Genomic DNA, 16,628 nt, shown 5'->3' on the forward strand with positions numbered 1-16,628 from the left:
CGTTCTACCTCAGCTTCAGGGTGGCAAGGCCGACCAGGACAAGAATCACGGTGATGATCCAGAAACGGACGATCACGCGCGGCTCGGGCCAGCCCTTGAGTTCAAAGTGGTGGTGTATCGGCGCCATGCGGAACACGCGGCGACCGGTCAGCTTAAAGGAGGCAACCTGAATGACCACTGACAGGGTTTCCATCACGAACACGCCGCCCATGATGAACAGGACGATTTCCTGGCGCACGATCACGGCGATGGTGCCCAGCGCCGCGCCGAGTGCCAGTGCACCGACGTCGCCCATGAACACTTGCGCCGGATAGGTGTTGAACCAGAGGAAACCGAGGCCGGCACCAATCAGCGCACCGCAGAACACGATCAGTTCGCCCGCGCCCGGCACGTAGGGAATCAGCAGGTATTCGGCGAATTTCACGTTGCCCGACAGGTAGCAGAAAATCCCCAGGCCGCCGCCGACCATCACCGTCGGCATGATCGCCAGACCGTCGAGGCCGTCAGTCAGGTTGACCGCGTTGCTCGAACCGACAATCACGAAGTAGGTCAGCACGATGAAGCCGGCGCCCAGCGGAATGCTGTAGTCCTTGAGCATCGGCAGGATCAGCGTGGTTTCCACCGGCGTTGCGGCGGTCATATAAAGGAAGATCGCCGCGCCGAGGCCGAACACCGACTGCCAGAAATACTTCCAGCGGCTCGGCAGGCCACGGGAGTTTTTCTCGATGACTTTGCGGTAATCGTCGACCCAGCCGATGGCGCCGAACAGCAGGGTCACCAGCAGCACCACCCAGACGTAGCGGTTGCTCAGGTCAGCCCAGAGCAAGGTGCTGACGCCGATCGACGACAGAATCAGCGCGCCACCCATGGTCGGCGTGCCGGATTTGGACAGGTGCGATTGCGGGCCGTCATTGCGTACCGATTGGCCGATCTGACGGTTCTGCAGAGTACGGATCATCCACGGGCCATAGCACAGCGACAAAACCAGCGCGGTCAGCACACCGAGAATCCCGCGCAGGGTCAGGTACTGAAAGACCGCGAAGCCTTTGTAGAACTGTTGCAGATACTCCGCTAGCAGCAGCAGCATTAATGTTTCTCCAGACTGGACCCGCACAGAGCCGCAACGATGTTTTCCATCGCTGCGCTGCGCGAACCCTTGATCAAAATGGTGGTGTTTGTGTCCTGCTCGGCGGCGAGGGCCTGGATCAGCTCGGCCTGTGTGCCGAAGTGCTGCGCCTGCTCACCGAAAGCGTTTACGGCGTGGACCATGTTCGGCCCGACTGCGTAGAGCGCGGAAACCTTGCCTCGGGCGTACTCGCCCACGTCGCGGTGCCCCTGCTCCGCCCAGTCGCCCAACTCGCCGATATCCCCGAGCACCAGGACGGTGCGGCCGGAAAAGCCGGCGAGTATATCAACGGCCGCGCACATCGAGGTGGGGTTTGCGTTGTAGGTGTCGTCGATCACGCGCATGCCGTTTTTCGCCAATTGCGCGACGGTGCGGCCCTTGACCGGTTGCACGGCACCAAGCCCGGTGGCGATGCCGAACAGCGACACGCCCAAGGCGTGTGCAGCAGCGGCGGCGGCCAAAGCATTGGCGACGTTGTGGGTACCGAGCAGGTTCAGTTGCACGCGCTCACTGCCTTCCGGCGTGTGCAGATTGAACGCCGGGCAGCCCCGAGCATCGGTGGCCAGATCACTGGCATGGAAATTCGCCTCGCTGTTGCTCAGGGCGAAGGTCAACACCTGGCGGCCAGCCGCGCGGGTCTTCCAGATACCGAAAGCCTTGTCATCGAGGTTGAGCACGGCGATCCCATCGGCGGCGAGGCCTTCGATGATTTCACCTTTGGCTTCAACGATTTTTTCCGGGCCGCCGAACTCACCGACGTGAGCGGTGCCGGCATTGTTCAGGATCGCTACGTGCGGCTTGGTCAGCCCGACGGTGTAGGCGATTTCGCCCAGACGCGAGGCGCCCAGTTCGATGACAGCCGAGGTGTGTTCCGGCGCCAGTTCGATCAGGGTCAGCGGTACGCCGAGGTCGTTGTTCAGGTTGCCACGGGTGGCCAGCACCGGGCCGCGCGTGCGCAGGATGCTCGCAAGCATTTCCTTGACCGTGGTCTTGCCGCTGGAACCGGTCACCGCTGCCACTGGCTGGGTGAACGCAGCACGATTCAAGGCGCCGAGTTGGCCCAGGGCCTGACGGGTGTCCTTGACCAGCAGTTGCGGCAGAGCGCTGTCGGCGACTTCGCGCTCGACCAGTGCCGCCACGGCGCCTTTGCCAGCGACATCATTCAGATAATCGTGGCCGTCGAAACGCGGGCCAGTCAGGGCAATGAACAGTTGGCCGGGCTGGATCGCGCGGCTGTCAATACTCACGCCGTTGAAACTGGCATCGTTGCCGATCAGACGGGCTTCGAGCGCGTTGGTCAATTCGCTGAGTGTCAGGGCCTTAAGCATGGGCCACCTCCCACGCGGTCAGGGCATGATCGGCCTCGACCAGATCGGAAAACGCATGGCGCACGCCGTTGATTTCCTGATAGTCCTCATGACCTTTGCCGGCCAGGACAATCACGTCGTCAGCGGTCGCGCCGGCAATCAATTGCGCGATGGCCTGGCCGCGACCGGCGACGAAAGTGACTTTATCCACAGCGGTAAAACCGGCGCGGATGTCGTCGAAAATCACAGCAGGATCTTCGGTGCGCGGGTTGTCATCTGTAACCAGCACCTGATCGGCCAGACGCTCGACCACTTCGGCCATCAACGGACGCTTGCCGCGGTCGCGATCACCGCCGCAGCCGAACAGGCACAGCAATTGGCCTTTGACGTGCGGGCGCAGTGCGGTGAGCACTTTTTCCAGGGCATCCGGGGTGTGGGCGTAATCGACCACCACCAGCGGCTGCGTGCCGCCGCCCAGACGCTGCATGCGACCGGCCGGGCCTTCGAGCTTCGGCAGCACCTTGAGAATTTCGTCGAGGGCGTAATCCAGACCTAGCAAGGCGCCGACTGCGGCCAGGACGTTACTCAGGTTGAAACGGCCGAGCAGCGTGCTGCGCAGGTGGTGTTCGCCCTGCGGCGTGACCAGTGTGGCGCGCACGCCGTGGTCGTCGAACTGCGCTTCGCGGCAGAACAGGTAAGCGCTGCTGTCGAGCAGGCTGTAGGTGATCAAACGCGACTCGCGTTTCTCCGCCGCCAGTTGCCGGCCGAAATCGTCGTCGAGGTTGACCACCCGGCACTTCAGGTCATTCCAGGCAAACAGCTTGGCCTTGGCCTCGGCGTACGCCTGCATGGTGCCGTGATAATCCAGATGATCGCGGGACAGGTTGGTCATCACTGCCACGTCGAACGCCAGCGCGGTAACCCGCCCCTGATCCAGACCGTGGGACGACACTTCCATGGCCACGGCTTTGGCGCCGGCCTTTTTCAGGTCACCCAGGGTCGCTTGCACGGCAATCGGGTTCGGTGTGGTGTGCAGGCCGCTTTCCAGCGCGCCATAGAAACCGGAACCGAGGGTGCCGACGATGCCGCAATGCTGACCGAGCAGATCCAGTGCCTGCGCGACCAGTTGGGTCACGCTGGTCTTGCCGTTGGTGCCGGTGACGCCGATCAGGTTCAGGTGATGACTCGGCTCACCGTAAAAACGTCCGGCGATGTCCGACAGCTGCGCCGCCAGACCTTTCACAGGAATCAGTGGCACGTCGGTGATTGGCAGCACGGTCGCGCCTTCGACTTCATAAGCCACAGCAGCCGCGCCGCGTTGCAGGGCATCGGCAATGTGCGCGCGGCCATCGAAACGGCCGCCGGGCACGGCGAGAAACAGGTCGCCGGCGCGTACGTTGCGGCTGTCCAGCGCCAGTTCACGGATCAACAGATCGTGGCCGGCGTGGGGGAATATCTTGTTCAGACTTAATGACATCAGCCGCGCCCTCCATTGGCTTTCAGCGGAACGACCGGGGTGGCGTTGGCCTGTTGCGTGGTCGGCAGGTTGTCCGGGGTCACGTTCATCAGGCGCAGGGTGCCGGACATCACACGGCTGAACACTGGCGCCGAGACCAGACCACCGAAGTAACCGGCCTTGGTCGGTTCATCGATCACCACAACGATGGCGTAACGCGGATCGCTCATCGGGCCGAAACCGGCGAACAGCGAACGGTAGGAGTTTTCCGCGTAGCCCTTGGTACCGACCGAGGTCTTGCGCGCAGTACCCGACTTGCCGCCGACGTGGTACGCCGGAACCTGCGCACGGAACACGCCGCGCGGCGCTTCGATCACTTGCTGCAACATGCCCTGCATGGTTTTCGCCACGGCTTCGGGCAACACTTGCGTGGTCTGCGGCATCTTGTCGGTTTTGATCAGGGTCAGCGGCGCGAGACGGCCGTTGTTGGCCAGCGCCGAGAACGCGTGCACCAGCTGGATTGCGGTCACGGAGATACCGTAGCCGTAAGACAAGGTTGCAGTTTCAGCCTTGCGCCATTCGCGATAGTTCGGCAGATTGCCGACGCGTTCGCCGGGGAAGCCCAGGCCGGTGTCCTGACCGAGGCCGACTTTCTGCGCCAGACGGAAAATGGTTTCGCCGCCGATATCGAAGGCGACCTTGCTCATGCCGACGTTACTGGAATTGATCAGGATGCCGGTCAGATCAAGCACCGGGCCTTCGGTCTTCGACACGTCTTTGATGGTGTACTTGCCGATCTGCAACGAGCCCGGATACACCTCGACGGTGTCGCTCGGTTTCCAGCGACCGGTTTCGATCGCCGCGCTCATGGAAATGGCTTTCATGGTCGAACCCGGTTCGAACACGTCGATCATCGCGCGGTTGCGCATCATCGCCGGTTGCAGGTTGCGACGGTTGTTCGGGTTGTAGGTCGGCTGGTTGACCATGGCCAGAATCTCGCCGGTCTTCACATCCATGATCACCAGACTGCCGGCCTTGGCGCCGTTCTCGATGATCGCGTTGCGCAGCTCGCGGTTGGCCAGGTATTGCAGACGCAGGTCAATCGACAACGCCAAGGGCTTGCCGGCCTTGGCGTTCTTGGTGACCTGAACATCCTTGATCAGCCGGCCACGGCGATCCTTGATGACTTGTCGTTTGCCCGGCACCCCGGCCAGCCATTCGTCATAGGCCAGCTCGACGCCTTCACGACCGTGATCGTCGATGTCGGTAAAGCCGACCATGTGCGCGGTGACTTCACCGGCCGGGTAGAAGCGGCGGAATTCTTCGATGCCGTACACGCCCGGCACTTTCAGATCGAGCACAGCCTGGCCCTGCTCGGGGGTCAACCCGCGCACCAGGTAAATGAATTCCTTGTTGGCCTGGGCTTCAAGGCGTTCGCTCAGGGCTTTCGGGTCCTGACCCAACGCGGCGGCAAGTGCCGGCCACTTCTCTTTGGCAGTCTGCATTTCCTTGGCGTTGGCCCACAGCGTGGTCACCGGCGTGCTGACGGCCAGAGGCTCGCCGTTACGGTCGGTGATCAGGCCACGGTGCGCCGGAATCGGAATGTGCCGCAGGCTGCGTGCGTCGCCCTGCCCCTTGAGGAAATCACGGTCGACCACTTGCAGGTCGATGATGCGCCAGCAGATCGCCGCGACCATCAGGCCGAGCAGTGCCACCATCAGGCGGAAGCGCCACGGGAACAGTGCGCCTTCGAGTTTCATCATGGCGCCACCATCTTCACGTCAGCCGCGCCAGGGATGTGCATTTTCAGTTGTTCGGTCGCCAGCACTTCGATGCGGCTATGCGCAGTCCAGGTGCTCTGCTCGAGAATCAGCCGGCCCCACTCGGCCTGCGCCTTGTCGCGCACGCTGAGCTCGTTGTACAGGGTGTTGAGCAACTGCCGGTTCCAGTGCGCGCTGTACGACACGGCGATCGCCGAAAACAGCACGCCGATAAACAGCAGCAGCATCAGAAAGCTGCCGCCGGGCAGTGGCTTGGCGAAAAGCTTGCTCACCGCAACTTCTCCGCGACACGCATGACGGCGCTACGGGAACGTGGGTTGGCTTTGAGCTCGGCGTCGGAGGCCGTCTGCGCTTTGCCGTGGACTTTGATTTTCGGTTCGAAGGCGACGTGGCGAACCGGCAGGTTGCGCGGCAGGTTGTCGGCTTCGCCTTTCACCAGCTTGCGCATGAACAGTTTGACGATGCGGTCTTCCAGCGAGTGGAAGCTGATCACCACCAGACGACCGCCGATTTCCAGCGCTTCCAGGGCGGCGTCGAGACCGGCTTCCAGGTCGCCCAGTTCGTTATTGACGTGAATGCGCAAACCCTGAAACGCGCGAGTGGCCGGGTTCTTGCCCTTTTCCCACGCCGGGTTGGCGACTTTCAGCACTTCGGCCAGATCGGCAGTGCGTTCGAATGGCTTGATGTCACGACGCTCAGCGACGGCTCGGGCCATGCGCCCGGAAAAACGTTCTTCACCGTATTCCTTGAACACCCGGGCGATTTCTTCCACCGGCGCGGTGTTGACGAATTCGGCGGCGCTGATGCCACGGGACGGGTCCATGCGCATGTCCAGCGGCCCGTCATTGAGGAAGCTGAAGCCACGCTCGGCGTCGTCAAGTTGCGGCGACGATACGCCGAGGTCGAGCAGAATGCCGCTGACCTTGCCGGTCAGGCCTTGTTCGGCAACCACCGAACCGAGCTCGGCAAAGCTGCGCTGCACAACGACAAAGCGGCCGTCTTCGGCCGCTAGCGCTTGCCCGGTGGCAATCGCTTGTGGATCCTTGTCGAATCCGATAAGTCGACCGTCCGGCCCGAGCTGGCTGAGGATCAACCGGCTGTGCCCGCCGCGCCCGAACGTGCCGTCCAGATAGCAGCCATCAGGACGTACGGCGAGAGCCTCGACGGCTTCGTCAAGCAGTACGGTGATGTGGTTAAAGCCGCTATCAATAGTCACAGGATCAAATCACGCAGTTCATCAGGCATCGCGCCCGGTTGTTGAATAGCAGCAAGGTCAGCGGCAGATACCGCGTTCCATGCATCCTCGTCCCACAGTTGGAACTTGTTCAGTTGGCCGACCAGCATCGCGCGCTTGTCCAGCTTGGCGTACTCGCGCAAACGCGGCGGAACCAGGAAACGACCACTGCCATCGAGTTCGAGGTCGACGGCATTGCCAATCAATAAACGCTGCAGCCGACGGTTCTCTTCGCGAAGCGAAGGGAGTGCGCGCAACTTGGTTTCAATAATTTCCCACTCGTCGAGCGGGTAGACACACAGACACGGATCAACGGCATCAATGGTCACGATCAATTGGCCGGAACTACGCGAATCGAGCTCGTCACGGTACCGGCTCGGCATGGCGAGACGGCCCTTTGCATCGAGACTGATAGCGTTAGCTCCGCGAAACACGTCAGCGTTTCTCCAATTTTTATCGTTTTGAGCTCAAAAAACCCACTTCATGCCACTTTCCGCCACTTGCGCACACTATAGGAATGCGCCCACCACACCGTCAAGGCGCGGATTAAAGGAAAAGCCTTACAGAACGGAGATTTAGCGACGTAAAAGGAGGCTCAACGAGAATCTGACGTGAAGTTTTGACCAATAACCTGATACAGCACTGAAAGCTGCGTTCGAAAGTTAAAGTAGTTTGTTAAGAGTAAGATTTTTTCGGTATTACGAATGCGCTTCGGCTGTTGATTGAAGCAAGGTGGGAAAAGGCTATTACCGCGTTTGCCGCTGCCGGAATTTCAGACCAGGCCGGCTGATATTACACAGCCGCGTCTTCTTTGTTTCAAGCAGGGAAAGAAAAAGGTGGAGAGTCGATCTGTAAGCCGGGTTCTGTCTTGAACAGTCATTCGTCTACGATGGCCATCACTGGACATCTTTAGCAACCTACCCGGTCCCAGCGCGGGCCACGCCTTGGGACCCTATTTGGTCTTGCTCCAAGTGGGGTTTACCTAGCCACGAACTGTTGCCAGACGTGCGGTGCGCTCTTACCGCACCTTTTCACCCTTACCGGCGCTTGCGCGCTTAGGCGGTTATTTTCTGTGGCACTTTCCGTAGGCTCACGCCTCCCAGGCATTACCTGGCACTTCGCCCTATGGAGCCCGGACTTTCCTCCCCCCCCTAATTTTCATAGAGGGCAGCGACTGTCCGATCGACTCTCCGCCGAGAAGGTTAACGGCAGAGCGCCGGAAGAACAAGCGCTAAAACCCTCAGGAACGCCATGGGCGACGGCTTACACGCCTTTCTGTTTATCCAGCGCCACCTGATAAAGCACGTTTTTGCGCTCGCCGGTGATTTGCGCTGCCAGTGCGGCGGCGCGCTTGAGCGGCATTTCTTCGAGCAGCAGATCGAGGATGCGCATGGCTTCACTGCTGACCGCGTCCTCCGACTCTGGCGCGGTCCAGCCGGCCACCAGCACCACGCACTCGCCGCGCTGCTGATTGCTGTCGGACTCGACGAACGCACGCAGTTCGCTGAGCGGCAGGCCTTTGAGGGTTTCGAAGGTTTTGGTGATTTCCCGCGCCAGCAATGCCTGACGCTCGCCACCGAACACCGCTTCCATGTCCTGCAAGCATTCAAGGATGCGATGCGGCGCCTCATAGAAAATCAACGTGCGCGGCTCTTCTTTTACCGCTTCCAGACGCGCCTTGCGCCCGACCGATTTGGCCGGCAGGAAGCCTTCGAAGATGAAACGATCGGACGGCAATCCCGCCGCCGACAGCGCCGCAATCAACGCGCAGGCACCCGGCACCGGCACCACATTGATGCCGGCCGCACGGGCCTGACGCACCAGGTGATAACCCGGATCGGAGATCAATGGCGTGCCGGCATCGGAAATCAGCGCGACGTTGTCGCCCGCCAGCAACCGGGTAATAAAGCGGCTACCCTCATCCCGTTCGTTGTGCTCGTGGCACGCGGCCAACGGCGTGCCGATACCGAAGTGCTGCATCAGACGCGCCGAGTGCCGCGTGTCTTCCGCCGCAATCAACGCCACTTCACGGAGGATCTTCAGGGCCCGGGCGCTGATGTCGTCCAGGTTGCCGATGGGCGTCGCCACCACATAAAGCGAGCCAGCAGCGGAATTCAAAGGACCTGGAGCAGTCAAAGCGCACACCTCGTGATCGGTAAAAGCGGCCATTGTAGCGCGTCAGGAGGATTGCGATGCGCTCCAGCCGAGCGCGGTTTTCCGCACGGTTGTGTGCTTGCGCAACATTTACGCCAGCTAAATTGACCGATTCACACCAGTAACATCGCGCCCCGGCCAGTGCTTGGGTACAATTCCACGCTAATTTGATCGAGTATCAGGAACACTTACATGATCGCTTGCCTGCGGCTGTTCACTGCCCTCTGCCTCGCTGCCTTGTTGGCCGCGTGTGCCAGCTCCCCTTCCTCCAGCCTTGGCGAACTTCCACGGACTCCGGACGCCAGCATCGAGCAACTGCTCGAACAGGCTGCCCAGGCCAAGACCCCGGAACAAGCCGCCCTGCTGCGCCTCAGCGCGGCGGACCAGGCTTACCGCCAAGGCAATGCCGGCCAGTCCGCGCAAATCCTGCAACAAGTGCCGGTGGAGCAACTCAAGCCAGGCCAGCAGATTTTCGCCAACACGCTGTCCGCCGAACTGGCCATGACCCGCAATCAGCCGAAAGCCGCGCTGACTGCCCTGAGCCATCCAAGCTTCCAGAAGCTCGGTGAAATGCCGCAAGAGCAGCAAGTCCGCACCGGCACTGTTCACGCCCGCGCCCTTGAAGCTGATGGCCAGACACTCGCCGCTGCTCGCGAGCGTGTGTTCATCGCGCCGATGCTGGAAGGCGAAGCGGCGAGCAAGAACCACGAAGCGATCTGGACCCTGATCGCCTCGCTGCCAACCGATCAACTGCAACCCAACACCACCGATGATCTCGGCGGCTGGATGGCGCTGGCGCAAGCGGTGAAAACCGCCGGTACGCTGGAGCAGCAGCAAGCCGCGATCGACACCTGGCGCGCGCAGAATCCAAAGCACCCAGCCGCAATCAACCTGCCGCTGCCGCTGACAAAACTCAAGGAACTGGCCAGCCAGCCACTGAGCAAAATCGCCCTGCTGCTGCCACAGGACGGCCAGTTGGCGTCGGTCGGCAAAGCACTGCGTGAAGGCTTCATGGCCGCGCATTATCAGGCGCAGCAGGCCGGGCAGAACCCACCTGCCATCGAGTTCTACGACAGTTCGAAACTGACCTCGATGGACGAGTTCTATCGCAAGGCTCAGGCTGACGGCGTGCAACTGGTGGTTGGCCCGCTGGAAAAACCCCTGGTCAAACAGCTGAGCACTCGCCCGCAACTGCCGATCACCACCCTTGCGCTGAACTACAGCGAAGGCGAGCAGGGCCCGGCGCAATTGTTCCAGTTCGGTCTGGCGGCTGAAGACGAAGCTCGTGAAGTGTCCCGTCGCGCCCGCGCCGATGGTCTGCATCGCGCTGCGATCATGGTGCCGAAGGGCGAATGGGGCGATCGCGTTCTGCGCGCCTTCAGCCAGGACTGGCAAGCCAACGGCGGCAGCATCGTTGCCACCGAGCGTGTTGATCAGCCGGTGCAACTGGCCCAGCAGATTGCCGACATGTTCCAGCTGCGTCAGAGCGAAGCCCGCGCCAAGAGCCTGCAGAACGTTGCCGGCACTAACGTTGCCGCCCAGCCGTCGCGCCGTCAGGATATTGAATTCATCTTCCTCGCCGCGACGCCGCAGCAAGCCCAGCAGATCAAACCGACCCTGAATTTCCAGTACGCCGGTGACGTGCCGGTCTACGCGACTTCCCACGTCTACAGCGCCAGCGGCGACGTCAACCAGTACAACGACATGAACGGCATTCGCTTCTGCGAAACCCCATGGCTCCTGGAAACCAGCGATCCGCTGCGCCAGCAAGTCACTGCACAATGGCCGCAAGCCAACGGCAGCCTTGGTCGCCTGTACGCCATGGGCGCCGATGCCTACCGTCTCGCTCCACGCCTGGGCCAGCTCAAAGCCCTGCCGGACAGCCGCATCGAAGGTCAGTCGGGCAGCCTCGGCATGACCCAGACACAGCGCGTTGTGCGGCAGTTGCCTTGGGCGCAGTTCGTCAGCGGTCAGGTACAGCGCCTGCCGGACACGCCGCGCTGATGCCCGACAGGTCACGCTCGCAAAGCGGCAAGGATGCCGAGCGCCAGGCGCTCGAACATCTGCAACAACACGGGCTGCGCCTGCTGGCGCAGAACTGGTTATGCAAACGCGGCGAGCTTGATCTGGTCATGCTTGATGGCGATACAGTAGTATTCGTTGAAGTTCGCTACAGAAAAAACACTCAATGGGGTGGCGCGCTCGCCAGTATCGACGAGCGCAAGCAGCAGAAACTGATCTATGCAGCACAGTATTTTCTTCAGCGCGAGTCGCGTTGGGCCAATTCCCCCTGCCGCTTCGATGTGGTGGCGATCGAAAGCCACCCCGATCAGCTGAACTGGTTGCAGAATGCTTTCGACAGTTGATCGCCTGCTCGCTGCCCCGTTTTCGTCCGACACATTTTGCTCTTTGCTTTGCGGGTTGCACATTCACGTGCCGAACAGCCGCGCCACTTAAGGTCACACAGATGGACATGCAATCCCGAATTCGCCAGCTTTTCAAGGCCAGTATCGACACCAAAGAACAGGCGATGAACGTAGTTGCACCGCACATCGAGCAAGCCAGCCAGATCATGGTCAACGCCCTGCTCAACGAAGGCAAAATGCTCTCGTGCGGCAACGGCGGCTCGGCCGGCGACGCTCAGCATTTCTCGTCGGAACTTCTCAACCGTTTCGAGCGCGAGCGTCCAAGCCTGCCAGCGATTGCGCTGACCACTGACACCTCGACGATCACCTCGATCTCCAACGACTACAGCTATAACGAAGTATTCTCCAAGCAGATCCGCGCCCTCGGCCAGCCAGGCGATGTGTTGCTGGCGATTTCGACCAGCGGTAATTCGGCGAACATTATTCAAGCGATCCAGGCCGCACATGATCGCGAAATGATTGTCGTAGCTTTGACCGGACGCGATGGCGGCGGCATGGCGTCGCTGCTGCTGCCCGAGGACGTCGAAATTCGCGTCCCGGCCTACGTCACTGCACGTATTCAGGAAGTCCACTTGCTGGCGATCCATTGCCTTTGCGATCTGATCGACAGCCAACTGTTCGGGAGTGAAGAATGACCCCTAATCGCCTTGGCCTTCTGGCCTTGACACTGTGCCTCGGCATCAGCGGCTGCACCTCGGTGGTGAATGCCAGCCGTGAAGCGCCGATCGAAGACGACCGTGGCACGCGCACCTTCGGCAGCAAGATCGACGACTCGTTGATCGAAACCAAGGCGGGCGTGAACATCGCCAAGGCCGACCCGGCCCTGGACAACGATTCACACATCGTCATCACCAGCTTCAACGGTGTCGTCCTGCTCGCCGGCCAGACGCCACGCGAGGACCTTAAGGCCAAGGCTGAACAAGCCGCCGCCAACGTCCAGCGCGTGAAGAAAGTCCACAACGAGCTGCAAGTGCTGCAACCGTCCTCCCTGCTCGCCCGTCAGAACGATGCGTGGCTGACCACCAAGATCAAGACGCAGATGCTCACCGACGCCAGCATTCCCGGCTCGCGCATCAAGGTCGTGACCGAAAACGGCATCGTCTACCTGCTGGGCCTGCTGACCAAACAGGAAGCCACTCAGGCGACCAATCTCGTTCAGGGTGTGTCCGGTGTGCAGAAGATCGTGAAGCTGTTCGAATACATCGACTGACCGCAAACGTCAGGCACAAAAAAGGCGATCCATCCGGATCGCCTTTTTTTATTTCACAACCTTCAAGCTCGGCCGGCCACTTGGGCGCGGCGGCTCGCTGCCCGGTGGCGGCGAGTCGTCATCCGGATCGATGTCTTCCTCGTCGTCCATCGGCAACTCGAGGTCAAACACCATACCCTGGCCGTTTTCCCGGGCGTAGATGCCCAGAATCGCGCTGATCGGCACATAGAGGCTGTGTGGAACACCGCCGAAGCGGCCTTCGAACGTCACCACGTCGTTGTCCATGTGCAGATGACGCACAGCACTCGGCGAGATGTTCAGGACGATCTGGCCGTCACTGGCAAAGCCTTGTGGCACCTGCACCGCCGGGTACTCGGAGTTGACCAGCATGTGCGGGGTGCAATCGTTATCCACAATCCACTCGTAGAGCGCGCGGACCAGATAAGGTCGACTGGAGTTCATAGCGGCTCCTTAAGCCTTAGCGCATATCGCGTTCGACACCAGACAGACTCGCCTGGAAAGCCTCACGCGCAAACTGACGCTCCATATAATCAAGCAGCGGCTTGGCCGGCCGCGGCAGTTCAATACCCAGAATCGGCAAACGCCAGAGTATGGGTAATAGGCAGCAATCCACCAGACTTTGTTCCTCACTGAGGAAGAACGGTTTGTCGGCAAACAGCGGCGAAACGCCGGTCAGGCTTTCGCGCAGCTCCTTGCGCGCCACGACCCGTGCGGCCTCTTTGCTCTTGGGATCCAGAATCAGATCCACCAGCCCGCACCAGTCACGCTGAATCCTGTGAATCAGCAGACGGCTGTTGGCCCGCGCCACCGGATAAACCGGCATCAGCGGCGGGTGCGGGTAACGCTCATCCAGATACTCCATCACCACGGTCGACTCCCACAACGCCAGGTCACGATCGACCAGCGTCGGCAGACTGCCGTAAGGGTTCACCTCAATCAGTTTAGGCGGCTGGCGGCCCGCTTCCACGTAAATGATTTCGGCGCTGACACCCTTCTCTGCAAGCACGATGCGCACTCGGTGGGAATAGTGGTCGGCGGGGTCGGAGTAACAGGCCAACCGATTGGTCACGCCCATGGCGATCCTCCTCGCTTGTTGAATTTGTCGGAACCGGAAAAACGCGCGCGCCCAGAGGGCACCTCCCGCAGGGTCTGACGGAGCAGACCCTGCTTTAGCGGAGGCGCCCTTGGGCGCGCGCGATTAACAGCAATGCTTGAAGCGTATCAGTGCACGTCTTTCCAGTATTCACGCTTGAGCAGGTAGGCGAACACAAAGAAGAACGCCAGGTACAGCAAGACATAAGTACCGATGCGCTGATGTTGCAGCTTAACCGGGTTAGCCGAGTAAGCCAGGAAGGTTACCAGATTCTTGACCTTCTCATCGAACTGCTCTTCGTTCAGAGCACCTGACTTCGGCACGATGGTCAGTTGATCGCACGCTTCATGGGTCAGCGGCGTGCCGGTCAGCGGATCGTATTGTTTCTTGCCGTCCTCGACGATCTGCACCTGTTTGCAGCCGACTACCTGACGACCCTGCAGGCCAACCAGTACGTTAGGCATGCCGACGTTCGGGAAGACCTTGTTGTTCACGCCCCATGGACGCGCCGGATCTTCGTAGAACGACTTCAGGTAACCGTAGAGCCAGTCGGTACCGCGCACCCGCGCCACCAGCGTCAGGTCCGGCGGCGCTGCGCCGAACCAGGTTTTGGCGTCGGCCGGTTGCATACCGATGTTCATGTGGTCGCCGATCTTGGCGCCGGTGAACACCAGCTTCTCCAGCATCAATTCGTGCGGGATGCCGAGGTCATCGGCAACGCGCTCGTAACGCTGGAACTTGGCACTGTGACAACCCATGCAATAGTTTGCGAAAGTCCGCGCACCATCCTGCAGGGCGGCTTTGTCGGAGACGTCGATATCGACATGTTCCAGTTCCGGACCATGGCCCTCGGCAGCAAAAACCAGGGAAGGCAGCGCAGCAAAAAACAGAGCAAGAAATAACTTTTTCATCAGCCAGTCACCCTTTCCGGAACCGGTTTGGTCTTCTCGAGCCGGGTGTAGAACGGCATCAGAATGAAGTAGGCGAAATAAAGGAAGGTGCAGACCTGCGACAGCAGCGTGCGCCCCGGTGTCGGCGCCAGAACGCCCAGAATGCCGAGAATCACAAAGGAAATGCAGAACACCACCAGCCAGATTTTGCTCAGCCAGCCTTTGTAGCGCATCGATTTCACCGGACTGCGATCCAGCCACGGCAGTACGAACAGCACCGCAATTGCAGCACCCATGGCGATAACGCCCAAGAGCTTGTCCGGCACCGCACGCAGGATTGCGTAGAACGGCGTGAAGTACCAGACCGGGGCAATATGCTCAGGTGTCTTGAACGGGTTGGCCGGCTCGAAGTTAGGTTTTTCGAGGAAGTAGCCGCCCATTTCCGGGAAGAAGAACACAATGAAGCAGAAGATGAACAGGAACACCACGACGCCGACAATGTCCTTCACCGTGTAGTACGGGTGGAACGCAATGCCGTCCAGCGGGATGCCGTTTTCGTCTTTGTGCTTCTTGATATCGACGCCGTCAGGGTTGTTCGAACCCACTTCGTGCAGCGCCAGAATGTGCAGCACCACTAGACCGAGAATCACGATTGGCAATGCGACAACGTGCAAGGCAAAGAAGCGGTTCAGGGTGATTCCGGAGATCAGGTAGTCACCACGAATCCACTGGGTCAGGTCATCGCCGATCAGCGGAATCGCACCGAACAGCGAGATGATCACCTGGGCGCCCCAGTACGACATTTGGCCCCACGGCAGCAGGTAACCCATGAACGCTTCAGCCATCAGCGCCAGATAGATCAGCATGCCGAACACCCAGACCAGCTCGCGCGGTTTCTGGTACGAACCGTAGAGCAGGCCGCGGAACATGTGCAGATAGACGACGATGAAAAATGCCGAGGCGCCGGTCGAGTGCAGCAGACGCAGGATCGAGCCGTACTCGACGTCGCGCATGATGTATTCAACAGAAGCAAAGGCTTCCTCTGCCGACGGCGTGTAGCTCATCGTCAGCCAGACACCGGTGACGATCTGGTTGACCAGCACCAGCAGCGCCAGCGAGCCGAAGAAATAGAAGAAGTTGAAGTTTTTCGGTGCGTAATATTTGCTGAGATGGTCTTCCCACATTTTCGTCGCTGGAAAGCGCGCATCAACCCAATCCATGAACTTGCTCATCACGCTTTCTCCGTATCGACGCCAATGACAATCAGGTCATCGGTCTCATAGGAATGCGGGGGAACTGGCAGGTTCAAAGGCGCAGGTTGCGACTTGTAGACGCGGCCAGCCAGATCGTAATGGGAACCGTGGCACGGGCAGAAATAGCCGCCTACCCAGTCTTTGCCCAGATCCGCAGGTGCCACTTCGGGACGGAAGGTCGGTGAGCAACCCAGGTGCGTACAGATCCCGATCAGCAGCAGAATTTCCGGCTTGATCGAGCGTACTTCCGGGTCGACATAAGTGGGTTGCGTGGAGTTTTTGGAGGTCGGATCGGAGAGCTGACCCTCGATCTTTTTGAGATTCCCCAGGATTTCCTCCGTACGGCGGACAATGAACACCGGCTGGCCGCGCCATTCAGCAATCATCTGCTGGCCTGGCTCGATTTTGCTGACATTCACTTTCACCGGTGCACCGGCGGCTTTCGCCTTGGCACTGGGAAACCATGACCCCACGAACGGGACCGCAGCCCCCACCGCTCCTGCAGCACCCACCACGGATGTGGCTGCCACCAAGAAGCGACGCCGGCCTGCATTCACGCCGTCATTGCTCATTCAGTCCTCTCCCATCAGCTTTTTTGGCCTGTTAAATCAGGCGTCTACTAAATAAATCAAATGTTACTTATAAAAATTTTGCCCGAATGGTAATGAAAACCCCTA

17 protein-coding genes and 1 other RNA gene are annotated in these 16,628 nt (G+C 60.3%); 4 read left to right on the forward strand and 14 right to left on the reverse strand.

All coding sequences use genetic code 11. The features are described 5' to 3' along the window. Window positions 1-4 precede the first annotated feature (4 nt). From mraY to rsmI, 9 genes are all read right to left on the reverse strand, one after another. The gene (gene mraY, locus QRN33_RS03475) at window positions 5-1,087 is read right to left on the reverse strand and encodes a phospho-N-acetylmuramoyl-pentapeptide-transferase (RefSeq protein WP_016773275.1); all 1,083 of its coding nucleotides are present in this window, start codon (window positions 1,085-1,087) and stop codon (window positions 5-7) included. Further along, window positions 1,087-2,454 carry a UDP-N-acetylmuramoyl-tripeptide--D-alanyl-D-alanine ligase gene (locus tag QRN33_RS03480; RefSeq protein ID WP_042608374.1) on the reverse strand — a complete coding sequence of 456 codons (1,368 nt, stop codon included), beginning with the start codon at window positions 2,452-2,454 and terminating at the stop codon, window positions 1,087-1,089. The genes mraY and QRN33_RS03480 overlap by 1 nt, the downstream gene beginning before the upstream one ends. Further along, complete coding sequence (locus QRN33_RS03485; RefSeq protein WP_039761379.1) at window positions 2,447-3,910, reverse strand: UDP-N-acetylmuramoyl-L-alanyl-D-glutamate--2,6-diaminopimelate ligase; 1,464 nt, start codon at window positions 3,908-3,910, stop codon at window positions 2,447-2,449. Before QRN33_RS03485 ends, QRN33_RS03480 begins: the two co-directional genes overlap by 8 nt. Continuing rightward, entirely contained in the window at window positions 3,910-5,649 is a 1,740-nt protein-coding gene (locus tag QRN33_RS03490; protein ID WP_172667898.1) for a peptidoglycan D,D-transpeptidase FtsI family protein, read from the reverse strand. The genes QRN33_RS03485 and QRN33_RS03490 overlap by 1 nt, the downstream gene beginning before the upstream one ends. Further along, a complete protein-coding gene (gene ftsL, locus QRN33_RS03495; RefSeq protein ID WP_016773269.1) occupies window positions 5,649-5,942 on the reverse strand; it encodes a cell division protein FtsL in 294 nt (97 codons plus the stop codon). The genes QRN33_RS03490 and ftsL overlap by 1 nt, the downstream gene beginning before the upstream one ends. After that, window positions 5,939-6,886: a 16S rRNA (cytosine(1402)-N(4))-methyltransferase RsmH gene (rsmH, locus tag QRN33_RS03500; RefSeq protein WP_042608376.1), complete on the reverse strand. Its 948-nt coding sequence runs from the start codon at window positions 6,884-6,886 to the stop codon at window positions 5,939-5,941. Before rsmH ends, ftsL begins: the two co-directional genes overlap by 4 nt. Continuing rightward, on the reverse strand, window positions 6,883-7,338 hold the full coding sequence (mraZ, locus tag QRN33_RS03505; protein ID WP_007917012.1) for a division/cell wall cluster transcriptional repressor MraZ: 456 nt from the start codon (window positions 7,336-7,338) through the stop codon (window positions 6,883-6,885). Before mraZ ends, rsmH begins: the two co-directional genes overlap by 4 nt. Before the next feature lie 402 nt (window positions 7,339-7,740). Next, window positions 7,741-8,094: RNase P RNA component class A (gene rnpB, locus QRN33_RS03510), an RNA gene on the reverse strand. Window positions 8,095-8,167: 73 nt separating this feature from the next. Continuing rightward, window positions 8,168-9,073, reverse strand: a complete 906-nt coding sequence (rsmI, locus tag QRN33_RS03515; RefSeq protein ID WP_016773267.1) for a 16S rRNA (cytidine(1402)-2'-O)-methyltransferase — start codon at window positions 9,071-9,073, stop codon at window positions 8,168-8,170. A 177-nt stretch (window positions 9,074-9,250) separates the two neighbouring features. On the opposite strand from rsmI, the gene QRN33_RS03520 reads away from it, so the two are divergent. The 4 genes from QRN33_RS03520 (at window position 9,251) to QRN33_RS03535 (ending at window position 12,694) form a co-directional block, all read left to right on the forward strand. Then, complete coding sequence (locus QRN33_RS03520) at window positions 9,251-11,062, forward strand: penicillin-binding protein activator (RefSeq protein ID WP_064364298.1); 1,812 nt, start codon at window positions 9,251-9,253, stop codon at window positions 11,060-11,062. Beyond that, window positions 11,062-11,424: a YraN family protein gene (locus QRN33_RS03525; protein WP_065616614.1), complete on the forward strand. Its 363-nt coding sequence runs from the start codon at window positions 11,062-11,064 to the stop codon at window positions 11,422-11,424. Before QRN33_RS03520 ends, QRN33_RS03525 begins: the two co-directional genes overlap by 1 nt. 101 nt (window positions 11,425-11,525) lie before the next feature. Next, window positions 11,526-12,119: a phosphoheptose isomerase gene (locus QRN33_RS03530; protein ID WP_042608379.1), complete on the forward strand. Its 594-nt coding sequence runs from the start codon at window positions 11,526-11,528 to the stop codon at window positions 12,117-12,119. Next, window positions 12,116-12,694: a BON domain-containing protein gene (locus QRN33_RS03535; protein WP_024014250.1), complete on the forward strand. Its 579-nt coding sequence runs from the start codon at window positions 12,116-12,118 to the stop codon at window positions 12,692-12,694. Before QRN33_RS03530 ends, QRN33_RS03535 begins: the two co-directional genes overlap by 4 nt. Window positions 12,695-12,742: 48 nt before the next feature. Here the strand turns inward: QRN33_RS03535 and QRN33_RS03540 are convergent, their stop codons facing one another. The 5 genes from QRN33_RS03540 to petA form a co-directional block, all read right to left on the reverse strand. Next, complete coding sequence (locus QRN33_RS03540; RefSeq protein WP_016773263.1) at window positions 12,743-13,156, reverse strand: ClpXP protease specificity-enhancing factor; 414 nt, start codon at window positions 13,154-13,156, stop codon at window positions 12,743-12,745. A gap of 16 nt (window positions 13,157-13,172) precedes the next feature. Beyond that, window positions 13,173-13,790, reverse strand: coding sequence for a glutathione S-transferase N-terminal domain-containing protein (locus tag QRN33_RS03545; protein WP_007961620.1), 618 nt, complete (start codon window positions 13,788-13,790; stop codon window positions 13,173-13,175). Window positions 13,791-13,936: 146 nt separating this feature from the next. Next, the gene (locus tag QRN33_RS03550) at window positions 13,937-14,719 is read right to left on the reverse strand and encodes a cytochrome c1 (RefSeq protein WP_065616613.1); all 783 of its coding nucleotides are present in this window, start codon (window positions 14,717-14,719) and stop codon (window positions 13,937-13,939) included. Continuing rightward, entirely contained in the window at window positions 14,719-15,930 is a 1,212-nt protein-coding gene (locus QRN33_RS03555) for a cytochrome b (protein ID WP_042608381.1), read from the reverse strand. The genes QRN33_RS03550 and QRN33_RS03555 overlap by 1 nt, the downstream gene beginning before the upstream one ends. After that, window positions 15,930-16,523, reverse strand: a complete 594-nt coding sequence (petA, locus tag QRN33_RS03560; protein ID WP_007917031.1) for a ubiquinol-cytochrome c reductase iron-sulfur subunit — start codon at window positions 16,521-16,523, stop codon at window positions 15,930-15,932. Before petA ends, QRN33_RS03555 begins: the two co-directional genes overlap by 1 nt. Window positions 16,524-16,628 lie beyond the last annotated feature (105 nt).

It is taken from the genome of Pseudomonas sp. FR229a (assembly GCF_030209115.1).
Taxonomy (GTDB): Bacteria; Pseudomonadota; Gammaproteobacteria; order Pseudomonadales; family Pseudomonadaceae; genus Aquipseudomonas; species Aquipseudomonas moraviensis_A.

What these genes read in the sequence shown, in the direction of transcription:
- QRN33_RS03480 (WP_042608374.1), bottom strand. Translation starts at nt 2,454, where the DNA reads ATGCTTAAGGCCCTGACACTCAGCGAATTGACCAACGCGCTCGAAGCC.
- QRN33_RS03520 (WP_064364298.1), top strand. Translation starts at nt 9,251, where the DNA reads ATGATCGCTTGCCTGCGGCTGTTCACTGCCCTCTGCCTCGCTGCCTTG.
- QRN33_RS03540 (WP_016773263.1), bottom strand. Translation starts at nt 13,156, where the DNA reads ATGAACTCCAGTCGACCTTATCTGGTCCGCGCGCTCTACGAGTGGATT.
- QRN33_RS03485 (WP_039761379.1), bottom strand. Translation starts at nt 3,910, where the DNA reads ATGTCATTAAGTCTGAACAAGATATTCCCCCACGCCGGCCACGATCTG.
- rsmI (WP_016773267.1), bottom strand. Translation starts at nt 9,073, where the DNA reads ATGGCCGCTTTTACCGATCACGAGGTGTGCGCTTTGACTGCTCCAGGT.
- QRN33_RS03535 (WP_024014250.1), top strand. Translation starts at nt 12,116, where the DNA reads ATGACCCCTAATCGCCTTGGCCTTCTGGCCTTGACACTGTGCCTCGGC.
- mraY (WP_016773275.1), bottom strand. Translation starts at nt 1,087, where the DNA reads ATGCTGCTGCTGCTAGCGGAGTATCTGCAACAGTTCTACAAAGGCTTC.
- QRN33_RS03530 (WP_042608379.1), top strand. Translation starts at nt 11,526, where the DNA reads ATGGACATGCAATCCCGAATTCGCCAGCTTTTCAAGGCCAGTATCGAC.
- QRN33_RS03545 (WP_007961620.1), bottom strand. Translation starts at nt 13,790, where the DNA reads ATGGGCGTGACCAATCGGTTGGCCTGTTACTCCGACCCCGCCGACCAC.
- petA (WP_007917031.1), bottom strand. Translation starts at nt 16,523, where the DNA reads ATGAGCAATGACGGCGTGAATGCAGGCCGGCGTCGCTTCTTGGTGGCA.
- QRN33_RS03490 (WP_172667898.1), bottom strand. Translation starts at nt 5,649, where the DNA reads ATGAAACTCGAAGGCGCACTGTTCCCGTGGCGCTTCCGCCTGATGGTG.
- QRN33_RS03525 (WP_065616614.1), top strand. Translation starts at nt 11,062, where the DNA reads ATGCCCGACAGGTCACGCTCGCAAAGCGGCAAGGATGCCGAGCGCCAG.
- QRN33_RS03555 (WP_042608381.1), bottom strand. Translation starts at nt 15,930, where the DNA reads ATGAGCAAGTTCATGGATTGGGTTGATGCGCGCTTTCCAGCGACGAAA.
- QRN33_RS03550 (WP_065616613.1), bottom strand. Translation starts at nt 14,719, where the DNA reads ATGAAAAAGTTATTTCTTGCTCTGTTTTTTGCTGCGCTGCCTTCCCTG.